The sequence below is a fragment of the Priestia veravalensis genome, assembly GCF_001457055.1.
GTDB classification, from domain to species: Bacteria; Bacillota; Bacilli; order Bacillales; family Bacillaceae_H; genus Priestia; species Priestia flexa.
Genome location: NZ_KQ758643.1, coordinates 1 through 12,401, shown reverse-complemented (window position 1 = coordinate 12,401; position 12,401 = coordinate 1). Strand labels below are relative to the sequence as shown.

10 protein-coding genes are annotated in these 12,401 nt (G+C 37.7%); 6 read left to right on the top strand and 4 right to left on the bottom strand.

Features of this window, described 5'->3' with window-relative positions; all coding sequences use genetic code 11:
• Window positions 1-263: 263 nt before the first annotated feature.
• The 5 genes from AS180_RS09100 (at window position 264) to AS180_RS09080 (ending at window position 5,857) form a co-directional block, all read left to right on the top strand.
• The gene (locus AS180_RS09100) at window positions 264-1,898 is read left to right on the top strand and encodes a peptide ABC transporter substrate-binding protein (protein WP_062686722.1); all 1,635 of its coding nucleotides are present in this window, start codon (window positions 264-266) and stop codon (window positions 1,896-1,898) included.
• 96 nt (window positions 1,899-1,994) lie between these two features.
• Window positions 1,995-2,930 carry an ABC transporter permease gene (locus AS180_RS09095; protein WP_025908153.1) on the top strand — a complete coding sequence of 312 codons (936 nt, stop codon included), beginning with the start codon at window positions 1,995-1,997 and terminating at the stop codon, window positions 2,928-2,930.
• 6 nt (window positions 2,931-2,936) lie between these two features.
• A complete protein-coding gene (locus tag AS180_RS09090) occupies window positions 2,937-3,854 on the top strand; it encodes an ABC transporter permease (protein WP_025908152.1) in 918 nt (305 codons plus the stop codon).
• 13 nt (window positions 3,855-3,867) lie between these two features.
• Window positions 3,868-4,938: an ABC transporter ATP-binding protein gene (locus AS180_RS09085; RefSeq protein ID WP_025908151.1), complete on the top strand. Its 1,071-nt coding sequence runs from the start codon at window positions 3,868-3,870 to the stop codon at window positions 4,936-4,938.
• A 1-nt stretch (window position 4,939) separates the two neighbouring features.
• The gene (locus AS180_RS09080) at window positions 4,940-5,857 is read left to right on the top strand and encodes an ABC transporter ATP-binding protein (RefSeq protein WP_025908150.1); all 918 of its coding nucleotides are present in this window, start codon (window positions 4,940-4,942) and stop codon (window positions 5,855-5,857) included.
• 257 nt (window positions 5,858-6,114) lie between these two features.
• Here the strand turns inward: AS180_RS09080 and AS180_RS09075 are convergent, their stop codons facing one another.
• The 3 genes from AS180_RS09075 to AS180_RS09065 form a co-directional block, all read right to left on the bottom strand.
• A complete protein-coding gene (locus AS180_RS09075; protein ID WP_061785444.1) occupies window positions 6,115-6,690 on the bottom strand; it encodes a GNAT family N-acetyltransferase in 576 nt (191 codons plus the stop codon).
• A 152-nt stretch (window positions 6,691-6,842) separates the two neighbouring features.
• Window positions 6,843-9,932, bottom strand: a complete 3,090-nt coding sequence (locus AS180_RS09070) for an efflux RND transporter permease subunit (protein WP_025908148.1) — start codon at window positions 9,930-9,932, stop codon at window positions 6,843-6,845.
• On the bottom strand, window positions 9,919-11,142 hold the full coding sequence (locus tag AS180_RS09065) for an efflux RND transporter periplasmic adaptor subunit (protein ID WP_025908147.1): 1,224 nt from the start codon (window positions 11,140-11,142) through the stop codon (window positions 9,919-9,921). The genes AS180_RS09070 and AS180_RS09065 overlap by 14 nt, the downstream gene beginning before the upstream one ends.
• A gap of 561 nt (window positions 11,143-11,703) precedes the next feature.
• On the opposite strand from AS180_RS09065, the gene spxA reads away from it, so the two are divergent.
• Complete coding sequence (spxA, locus tag AS180_RS09060) at window positions 11,704-12,102, top strand: transcriptional regulator SpxA (protein ID WP_025908146.1); 399 nt, start codon at window positions 11,704-11,706, stop codon at window positions 12,100-12,102.
• Between the two features lie 29 nt (window positions 12,103-12,131).
• On the opposite strand, the gene AS180_RS23520 is transcribed toward spxA, so the two are convergent.
• The coding region (locus AS180_RS23520) for a transposase (RefSeq protein ID WP_082636369.1) at window positions 12,132-12,401 on the bottom strand (270 nt) is incomplete at its 5' end.

Here is a 12,401-nt window from a genome sequence, read left to right as displayed (position 1 = left end):
TTTTTTACAAAGATATTACAATATCTTAATTTTTCGGAAAATATAAAATAGAAAATGTTTTATTACAACTAGGTAGCACGTCTTTTCTTAATGAATGGCATACATATACATGCATGTACCACCGTTTTAAGAATTAAGGCATTCTTTTTGCTACAGGGGCTTTAATGCTCTACCAGGTGAAAAACTTTCTGACTATTTTGTATTGAAAAATGATTAAAAATTATGTTTGTCAGTCATACAATTCCAATGGGGGGTAAGATTCAATGAAGAAAAGATTATCCATTCTTTTCAGCATGCTGCTGGTAATGAGTCTTTTCTTGGCTGCGTGTGGATTCGGCGATAGCGATTCTGGGAGCGGCAAAGAAGGCGGTAGCGGCGACGGTTCAAAAGAACAAGCGCTTCGCGTAAATATTAAAACAGAACCATTCTCTTTAAATCCAGGTTTAGCAAATGATAACGTATCTGGTAACGTATTACGTCAAACATTTGAAGGTTTAACTCGTTTAGACAAAGACGGTAAACCAACAGAAGCAATGGCAGAAAAAATTAACGTAAGTGAAGACAAATTAACTTACACGTTCAAAATTCGTGAAGATGCAAAATGGACAAACGGTGACCCTGTAACAGCACAAGATTTCGAATATGCTTGGAAATGGGTTTTAGATGCTAAAAATGAATCACAGTATGCTGAAATGCTTTACTATGTAAAAGGTGGAGAAGCAGCACACAAAGGTCAAGGAAACATTGATGATGTGGGTATTAAAGTCGTTGACGATAAAACTTTAGAGGTAACGTTAGATCACGTAACTCCATATTTCTTAGAGTTAACAGCATTCTACACGTACTTCCCTGTTAACAAAAAAGTTGCTGAAGCAAATGACAAATGGTACACAGACGCTGGTGAAAACTACGTATCAAACGGACCTTTTAAAATGTCTGAGTGGAAGCATAGCGATGAAATCGTATTAGAAGCAAACGATACTTACTGGGATAAAGATGCAGTAAAACTTGATAAAATTAACATGTATATGATTAACGATCCAAGCACTGAGCTTTCAATGTTTGAAAAAGATGAGTTAGATTGGGCAGGTAACCCAATTGGGCAACTTCCAACTGACGCAATTCCTCAGTTAAAAGATAAAGGTAACTTAAACATTGAAGTGAAAACTGGTACTTACATGTACAAGTTTAACACTCAAGAAGAAGCTTTAAGCAATGCAAAAATTCGTAAAGCATTAACTTATGCAATCGACCGTAAAGCGATTGTAGAAAACGTTACAAAAGCTGAGCAAGTTCCAGCATTAGCAATGGTTCCGCCACAAGCATATGGTGACGAAAAGAACGAACTATTCAAAGATGCTGATGTTAAAGAAGCGAAGAAACTTCTTGACGAAGGTTTAAAAGAACTAGGTATGTCTGAATTACCTGCAATTAAGATTTCTTATAACACAGATGAAGGCCACCAAAAGATTGCACAAGCAATTCAAGATATGTGGACTAAAAACTTAGGTATTAAAGCTGAATTAAACAACCAAGAGTGGAACGTTTACATTGATGAGTTACAAAAAGGTAACTACGAAGTTGCACGTATGGGCTGGGTTGGTGACTTCAACGATCCAATTACGTTCTTAGAAATGTTCAAAGATAAAGACGGCGGAAACAACGATACGTTCTGGGAAAATGCTGAGTACAAAAAACTAATCGATGCTTCTCGCGGTGAAACGGACGTTGAGAAACGCTTAGATATCTTAAAACAAGCAGAACAAATCTTAATGGATGAAATGCCGGCGGCACCAATCTATTACTACACTGATGCTTGGATTCAAAGCGATAGCTTAAAAGATGTTACTGTATTATCTACAGGTGATGTACAGTTCAAATGGGCTCACTTTGAGTAATAACTAGCATTAACAAGTATATGGGGGTGATCTCTTACCCCCATATACTTTTCTGTTTAAAGAGCGAAAAATGTTAAATTATGGAGGTGTTTGTCGGTGCTTAAATATATTAGTAAACGTTTGTTGTACATGTTCTTATCGCTTTTCCTTATTGTTTCAGCAACGTTCTTCTTAATGAGAGCAGCACCTGGGGGACCATTCTCAGCAGAGAAAAAGCTTCCGCCAGAAATTGAAGCAAACCTAAATGAATTTTACGGGTTTGACCAACCACTATATGTTCAATACTTCGACTATCTAAAATCTGTTGCAACCCTTGATTTCGGACCATCGTTTAAATACAAGGGCCAAACGGTCAATGATTTAATTAGCAACGGCTTTCCAGTTTCATTTATGCTAGGAATGGAAGCTATTTTATTAGCGCTTGCATTTGGAGTGTTGTTAGGAGTCATTTCCGCTTTAAAACATAATAAATGGCAGGACTACACGGCGATGATTATTGCAGTACTTGGAATATCGGTACCAAGCTTTATCATGGCAACGGCATTACAATATATCTTTGCTATGAAACTAGAATTATTTCCGGTTGCACGTTGGGAATCATGGGCACATACGTTTTTACCAGCCCTCGCTTTAGCATCTACTCCAATGGCGTTTATCGCAAGGTTAACGCGTTCCAGTATGCTTGAAGTTCTAAATAATGATTATATTCGAACAGCAAAAGCAAAAGGTTTAAGTAAACCAGTTATTACGGTGAAGCACGCGATGCGAAATGCAATGTTACCAGTTGTTTCTTACATTGGACCACTGACAGCGGGTATTTTAACAGGAAGTTTCGTTATTGAAAAAATCTTTGGTATTCCAGGCTTAGGTCTTCACTTCGTAACAAGCATTACAAACCGTGACTACACGGTTATCATGGGCGTAACAGTCTTCTATAGTATCTTATTACTAGCGTCTGTTTTAATCGTTGATATTCTATACGGATTAATTGATCCACGTATTAAGCTAAGCGGCGGAAAGAAAGGAGCGTAACGAGCGATGCAACAAATTCCAAAAAATATGTTTGAACCAGCATCAGTTGATGCAAACGAAGCAGAGAAGATTTCAAAGCCTAGTTTATCGTTTTGGAAAGATGTAGGCTTACGCTTTCGAGAAAATAAATTAGCGATGTTTGGTGTTGTATTACTAGCTCTATTAGTTTTCATGGCAATTTTCGGGCCAATGATGACGCCTTATGACTACAAAACAAATGACTTAATGAATACGAACCAACCACCTTCATCGGAACATTGGTTTGGAACAGATGACCTTGGTCGTGACGTGTTTACAAGAACATGGGAAGGTGCACGTATCTCGTTATTTATCGGTTTATCTGCTGCTTTAATCGATTTGTTCATCGGTGTTATTTGGGGAAGCATTTCTGGATACCGCGGTGGACGTACAGATGAAGCAATGATGCGTTTTGCAGATATCTTATACGGTGTTCCATATTTACTTCTTGTTATTCTTTTAATGGTTGTGTTAGAGCAAGGCTTAGGTACAATGATTCTTGCGATGACCATCACTGGATGGATTAACATGGCGCGTATCGTTCGCGGACAAGTACTACAGTTGAAAAACCAAGAGTACGTGATGGCAGCTCAAACGCTTGGAGCCGATACAAAACGAATCCTATTTAAGCACTTAATTCCAAACTCGATGGGACCAATTTTAGTAACAATGACGTTAACAATTCCATCAGCAATTTTTACAGAAGCTTTCTTAAGTTATTTAGGACTAGGTGTTCCCGCACCACTTGCAAGTTGGGGAACAATGGCTTCGGATGGATTACCAGCATTAGAATACTATCCATGGCGTTTATTCTTCCCAGCAACGTTCATTTGCTTAACAATCTTAGCATTTAACGTAATTGGTGACGGACTGCGCGATGCATTAGATCCAAAACTACGTAAGTAAGGAAGTGAAACCTATGTCACGTTTATTAGATGTAAAAGATTTGGAAGTTTCATTCCAAACATACGGTGGAGAAGTTAAAGCTGTGCGAGGTGTTAACTTCCACTTAGATAAGGGTGAAACGCTCGCAATTGTAGGTGAATCGGGCTCAGGGAAAAGTGTAACATCACAAACAATTATGCGCCTTATTCCAATGCCACCAGGTCGAATTAATAAAGGTCAAATTTTATTTGACGGTATTGATCTTGTAAAGAAAACAGATAAGCAGATGGAGGCAATCCGTGGAAAAGATATCGGGATGATTTTCCAAGATCCAATGACATCTTTAAATCCAACGATGAAAGTTGGTAGTCAAATTGCTGAAGTACTTGTTAAGCATTCTAAAATGTCAAAAACACAAGCAAAAGAGCGTGCGATTGAGCTATTAAAGCTTGTTGGTATTCCATTTCCAAATCAGCGTGTTAACCAATATCCTCACGAATTCAGTGGTGGTATGAGACAGCGTGTTGTAATTGCAATGGCATTGGCATCGGATCCAAAGCTATTAATTGCCGATGAGCCAACAACAGCTCTTGACGTAACAATTCAAGCTCAAATTTTAGAATTGATGAAAGATATTCAAAAGAAAACAAATACATCTATTATTTTCATCACGCATGACTTAGGAGTAGTAGCTAACGTTGCGGATCGCGTTGCTGTTATGTATGCCGGTCAAATCGTCGAGACGGGTACAGTGGATGAAGTATTCTATAATCCACAGCATCCTTATACATGGGGACTACTTGCTTCAATGCCTAGCCTTGACAGCGATACAAAAGAAGAGCTGGCTGCAATTCCGGGAACACCGCCAGATTTAACGAATCCACCAAAAGGTGATGCGTTTGCTCCGCGTAATCCATATGCGATGAAAATTGATTTTGAGCAAGAACCACCAATGTTTCAAGTATCGGATACGCATTATGCGAAAACATGGTTATTACATCCAGATGCACCAAAAGTAGAACCGCCAGCATCTGTGACAAGCCGTATGCGTCCAGTAAAAGGAGCTTATACAAAACCAGTTTTATCTCGAAAGGACGGTGAATAAGATGGCTGAAAAGTTACTAGAAATTAAAAATTTAAAGCAGCACTTTCCGACATCAAAAGGAACGATTAAGGCTGTTGATGGTCTGACATTCGACATCTACAAGGGGGAAACATTAGGTCTTGTAGGAGAGTCTGGTTGTGGTAAATCAACAACGGGTCGTACTATTATTCGCCTTTATAACGCAACGGATGGTGAAGTGTTATTTAACGGTGAAAATGTTCACGGTCGTAAGTCAAAGTCTGAACTGAAGAAATTCAACCGTAAAATGCAAATGATTTTCCAAGATCCATATGCATCACTAAATCCACGTATGACGGTAGCTGATATTATTGCAGAAGGAATTGATATTCACGGTTTAGCAAAAAGCAAAGAAGAGCGTATGAAAAAGGTTCAAGCCCTTCTTGAAACAGTAGGATTAAACCGAGAGCACGCAAACCGCTACCCACATGAATTCAGTGGTGGCCAACGCCAAAGGATTGGAATTGCTCGCGCACTAGCTGTTGAGCCAGACTTCATTATTGCTGATGAGCCAATCTCAGCACTTGATGTATCAATTCAAGCTCAGGTTGTTAACTTAATGAAGAAGCTACAGCGTGAACGTGGATTAACATACTTATTTATCGCCCATGACCTTTCAATGGTAAAATACATTAGCGATCGTATCGGCGTAATGTATCAAGGTAAAATTGTAGAGCTTGCGACAAGCGAAGAGCTATACCGTAACCCCATTCATCCTTATACAAAAGCATTGCTGTCGGCAATCCCGTTGCCAGATCCGGATAGTGAGCGTACGCGTCTGCGTCAAGTATATGATCCAAGTATTCATAATTACGATGGTGAAGAGCCTGAACTTCGTGAAGTATCACCAGGACACTACGTATCTTGCTCACAAACTGAGTTTGCTAAATACACGAGTTGACAAAAACGATCTCACAAGAGGTCGTTTTTTCTGATTATATAGGACTAGAAAATCATGTCATTTACTCTGACATCTTACTTTAAAAATATTATACATGAAAGTAGGATTAAATACTATTAAAAATTTTCAGAAATTTATAATATCGCTTTCTTTATGCATATAAAACTTCTTAAAATCAATATTTTTCCATTTTTTATTCTATATCTTGTATAAATATAAAAAGTGAACAATTGTTGGATAGTTCCCTTTTAGAAAGATTATAGTTCAGATAGAATATCGATATCTTCACGATTTTTATCTAGTACTAACACTTCGTCAACAGGTTGGTATTTTTCACCATAAATTTCTTTATCTTTGTAAGTATGAATTAATTCATACGTTTTTTTCATGCTGTTTAAAATACTCTCTTCGCTTTCTTCAGTAGGAGACCAGTAGAGGATTTCCATTTGATTGACTTCGTTTGTCGCTAGAGATCGACGTTTGTAACCAATAGAAGTCGCGTGCTTAAAACCTTCTCTTTTGTAGAAGTGAAGACGTTTTTCACTGTCGGAATCAGCATAGTCAACGGGTTCAACTTCTAAAATAATTGGCTTTTGATGATCTTTAAGCTTGTTGATTAATTTTCCACCTAACCCTTGTCCTCGCGCATCCTTTGATACAAATAAGTAATCAACAAAGATAAACTCATCCGTTTCGACATACATCAAGACGTGGTGAGGACCTTCATCTTTGTTGTAAATTTCACTTTGTTCACTTAATAGTAGCTCTAAGTGCTTCTTCGATTTCATTTCTTCTATAGGAAAGTATTGACTTAATTTTTCATACCAATTCATAATACCCCTCCTTTGGGACTAAGTGACTCACTTTGTTTTCCTTTTAGAATTACCCGTTTTTCTTTAAAATAAACGACAATAAACATAGAAAAACCACTCATCACGGGGACTAAATTGTTAGCCATCAAAATGAGTGGTTCAAGGGAAGGGGATTAACTTTCTTCAATCAGTTTTTGTTCTTTTTTCGCTTTCTTTTTCAACTTTCGCTTTTCAACTAGATAATAAATGACTGGAATAAAAATGAGCGTAATAATAGTAGCAAAGCTTAGGCCAAATACAATGACAATGGCCATTGGCTGCTGTAGTTCTGTTCCTTCTCCAATACCTAGCGTAAGAGGAATTAAGCCGATAATCGTCGTAAGTGTTGTCATTAAAATCGGACGAAGTCTCGTTGGACCTGCTAGTAAAATCGCTTCTTTTAATTCGTAGCCTTCTTTACGAAGCTGCTGTAAGTAATCGACTAATACAATGGCATTATTTACAACAATACCTGTTAAAATTAAAATTCCAATTAAAGAGCCTACGCCTAAAGGTTGATTGGTAATTAGCAAACCGCTTATGATTCCAATAAAAGTTAGGGGAACGGAAAGCATAATGATAAATGGATACAAGAAAGATTCAAACTGTCCTGCCATTACCATATAAACAAGAACTACTGCTAAAGCAAGTGCAAGTGAAAGCTTATAAAACGCATCATTCATCTGTTCATTCTGACCACCAAATACAATTTTATATTGCTTGTTTGGTAATGAAATTTCGCTTTTTAGCTGCTTTTCAATATCATCTGTAATACTTCCGAGGTCACGTCCAATAATGTCTGCTGTGACACGAATTTCTCGCAATCGATCTTCACGCGTAATTTGCGATGGACCTTGTCCCCTTGATATATCAGCAACCGCTTTTAGCGGAACCGTTGTACCAGTTGGCGATTTAATTAATAAATTTTCTAAGTCAGATGTTGAAGCTGTATCTTTTCGATCAATTAATAAGCGAACGTTTAGCTCTTCACCGTCACGAGCAAGCTGGCTAGCGACAACGCCTTGTGTAGCTTCTGATATCGTGCTGGAGATTTGTGCACTTCCAATTCCGTATTGTGATGCTTTATCACGATTGATTGAAATCACAACTTCAGGATTTCCATCGTTATAGCTTGACTCGGGTTCTCTTACCCCGTCAATTTCAGATAAAATATCGACAGTTTGATCTGAGATTCTCACTAATTCATCCAAATCAGGGCCTGAAATTTCAAGAGATATCGGATCTCCAGTAAAGCCTCCTTCACTAGATGATACGGTTGCATCAACGCTCGGAATGTCGTTAAGCTTATTGCGGATTTCATCAGCTATTTCTTTATCTGAACGATCTCGCTCATCTACAGGTTTTAATAAGATGTTATAAGTAGCCTGATTTGTATTCGATCCAGCGGAGCCTGAAAAGTTATTCGATCCACCTACGGTAACGGATGATAAGTCAACCTCTGGAATATCTTTAAGAATTTCATTAATTTCTTCCGTTTTCTCATAAGTTGCTTCTAAAGCCGTTCCTTGAGGTAGCTTAGCTGTAACAGAAACGGTGCTCTGATCTTGGGCAGGAAGGAATTCTGTTCCGATAAAAGGAATTCCTGCAAAGGATAAAGCAAATAGAAGTAAAACTGCACCAACTGTTTTTTTCGGATGGCGTAGAGCGGTGTCTAATCTTCGTTTATAAAAATGCTTTACTTTACCAAACAACTTTCCATCTGTATTACTTTGCTCTTTTTCACGTGTCGATAACTTAAGGAACAGTGAAGAAAACAGAGGTACAATGATTAAAGCTGTAAATAAAGACGCAAGCAATGAAAAGCTGATAACTAAAGCTAACGGCTTAAAGAGCTGCGCAGCCAGTCCATCTACGAATACTATTGGAAGAAAGACAACAACAGTTGTTAGAGTGGAAGCAATGATTGCTGTCCCAACTTGATTTGTTCCTTTAATAGCTGCATCTTTCTTTGATAACCCTTGCTTTCGAAGTCGGAAAATATTCTCAAGAATAACGATGGCATTATCTACCATCATCCCAATTCCAAGTGCTAGTCCACCTAATGTGAGTAAGTTAAGCGTTTGACCGCTAAAGTACATAAATACAAAGGTTGTGACAATTGAAAGTGGAATTGCAAGACCAATAATAATGGTACTACGAAGATTTCGTAGAAATAGGTAAAGGATAATTGATGCTAAAATGCTTCCCACAATCATGTTGGACGTTACGGATTTAATGGACTGATTAATAAAATCACTCTGATCCAAAATCGTATCTATTTTTACACCTTCAGGAAGCGTTTGATTTAACTCTTTCAGCCTGTCATCAATTTCATTTGCTACGGAAACAGTATTTGCCCCTGATTGTTTTAAGACAGAGATTCCAACAGCTTCTTTTCCATTTAGGTAGCTCAGTTGGTCAGCGTCTGCATAAGCTTCTTTTATCTCTGCTAAATTTTCGAGCTTAATAACACCAGACTGTGTAGGAATCGGGAGCTCTTTAATATCTTCAATTGAAGTAAATTGTCCCGTAATCCTTATTGGTAAGTTTTGATTTTGATCTTGAACATTTCCAGCAGGTAAGTTTAAATTTTCTGATCCGATAATTTGTTGAAGGTCTTGTAACGTTAAGTTATAAGAAGACATTTTTTGCTGATCAAGCGTTAGTAAGATTTCTTTTTCCGCTCCACCCGATACCGTAACGGAAGCAACACCATCAGCTCCATCTAGAGCAGCTTTAATATCTTCTTCTGCAATTTGTTTTAAATCTTCTAGAATTTGCTCATTTTCACTTGTTAATGAGAGCTGAACAATCGGTAGATCACTTGGGTCAAAGCGCATGACTCGCGGTAGGGAAGCACCTTCAGGTAGAGCTTCGCGTGCCATGTCGATTCGCTCGCGCATATTTAACGTAGCGAAGTTCATATCGGTTCCCCACGTAAACGAAACAAGCACGAGTACGCCACCGTTTTGAGAGACAGATCGTACGCTTTCAACATTAGGCAGCGTACTCATAGAACTTTCAAGTGGTTCTGCAAGCAGGTTTTCAATTTCTTTTGGACCTGCTCCGTCATATGTAGCTGTAACGGCAGCTACGGGAAACGTTAATTCAGGAAATAAATCAACGGGCATGTTTCTTCCACTAACGCCTCCAAGAATGAGAAGAAGAACAAGAACCATTGACATGGCAACAGGGCGAAGAACGGATAGCTTAACTATTTTCATCTTGTTTTTCACTCGCTCGTTGCTTTACTTCATTGCCGTCTTGTATCTGATCTTTTCCATCAGTCACAATGACATCATCTGCTTTTAGACCATCGACAACTTGATACTGGTCGTCATTTGCAAATCCTAATGTGATAGGAGTCTTAACTGCTTTCTTCCCATTAACAATATATACATACGCTTGCTCTTCATCGTACGAGATGGCGCTGGATGGAATGACTAACGCATCTGATAAAGAATCAATTGTTACTTCTCCAGTTGCTTTCATGCCACCTTTTACTTGACTCTTTGCATTTTCAATAGGTGCTTTTACTGTGAACAGTCCAGTTTCAGGATTAGCGGTAGGAGACACGGTTGAAATTTTACTAGTAAATTCTTGTGTTACCCCGTCAAATGTAAGTTTAATTTGGTTTCCAGCTTTTAATTGTGATACTTGATAGCTGTTAACTTGAAAAGTAGCATCCACATTGGATTGATCAATGACCGTCATAAGTGGAGTACTAGGAGCGGCAATTCCATTTTCAACAGCACTGACATCCGCAATCGTTCCGCTTATTGGAGCAGTTAGACGAGTAGATGCAACAATCTGCTCAGCCTGAGCAACTGCTTGGTTTGCTTGTTGCTGTTGCTGCTTTAACTGCGGAAGCATATCAGGAGTTAATGAAATCTGTGACAGAGACTTTTGAGCTAACTTTGCTTGATTTAATGAAATTTCGAGTCCGCTTTGCACTAAATCAGAAGAGGTTACATCTCCATTTTGAGCTTCCTCTAGCAAAGATTCTGATTTGTTCATTGAAGCTTCAAGTTCCTTTTGGGCCTGTTGAATTTCTTGGGATTGATCAGGCGTAGCTTTTGCTTCTGCTTCTTTAACTGCTTTACTAATATCAGCAGCCGCTTGTCTAGCTTCATTAAGCTGTTTAGTTGCTTCGGAAGCATCTAAAGACACAAGCAAATCACCTTTTTGGACAGTATCACCTACTTTAACATGGACTTTTTCTACGTTTAAGGGGTTTGCCGTTACAATAGGGACTTGTTTTGAAGGCATCGCTACTCCCGATAGTTCAGTGGTGTTAACCAAGTCACTTTTTGAAACTTTTGCTGTTTCTACTACCGGTACGTTATCTTTCGTGTCTTCGGTAGTAATTTCTTGCGGAGCACAAGCGGCTAATAATAAAACAGTCGCAACAGCGCTAAGCTGCAAGATTTTCATGTGTGAATCACCTCGTTGGCCTAAATTTCTTCATAATAAACTACATCGTCTCAGTTTGCCTATTATCTCTTATAAAATTATGATTTTTTTTGACAAAAGTCATGCAAAAATTGACGAATACCTATCTTTTAATATACACGTATCTTCCTATTATTTCGCCTAATAAGGTGCTCATGTAAGAAAAAATCCAAACTGTTGATCTTTGATGAAAAAAAACAAATAAAAGTTTGACAAAAAAGTGAACAAATAAAAAATTTGAAACTTAATTTGATGTTTAAACGTATTAGTAGTGTGGTAAATAATTAGTGACAGATTTTAAAAATGGTTTTGCACAATAAAATAAGGATACCATTTCAATAAAAATTGTAGTATAATGCAAAATAGATATTATCTTATTTAAAGTAATTATAAAATAATATCGATTTTCATTATCAGTCATTAACTATTTACAATCGTTAACTTTTCATAAAAACAGCACGATGTTAGTATAAAGAAAAATAACTTATGGCTAAGATTTTTTGCCCATTATGACCGATTATGATAGAAGGAGTGAAGGATTAAATGGTTACATTATATACATCACCAAGTTGTACGTCTTGTCGAAAAGCGAAAGCATGGTTAGAAGAAAATGAAATTGCATATGTAGAACGAAATATCTTTTCAGAGCCTTTATCAATTGATGAAATTAAACAAATTTTACGAATGACTGAAGATGGAACAGATGAAATTATTTCAACGCGTTCTAAGACATTCCAAAAATTAGATGTTCAAGTAGACGCAATGCCTCTTCAAGATTTATATGAATTAATTCAACAAAATCCAGGCTTATTACGTCGCCCAATCATCATTGATGAAAAGCGTCTTCAAGTTGGATATAACGAAGATGAAATTCGCCGTTTCTTACCTCGTAAAGTTCGTACTTTCCAACTTCGTGAAGCTCAACGCCTTGTTAATGGTTAAATAGAACATTAGATATAATATAAAAGCCTTCATGTATAACATGAAGGCTTTCCAGATTGACGAGAAACCTGTAAGGTTCTCGTCAATCTGAGGCTCTTTTCATTTTTTATAGTGAAACAAGTAAACATTTCACAAACAAATCGTCGTTTTCCATAAAAATCGCCCATTACCTGACCTGTTTTGGTCAGGTAATGGGCGATTTTTTTCATGTTTTGACAAGCTGCCGTCAGATACGCCTGCATCTGGACAGACTTCAGCCCTCGATACCGGGCATATCGATACCCATTTAGCTCTTTTGC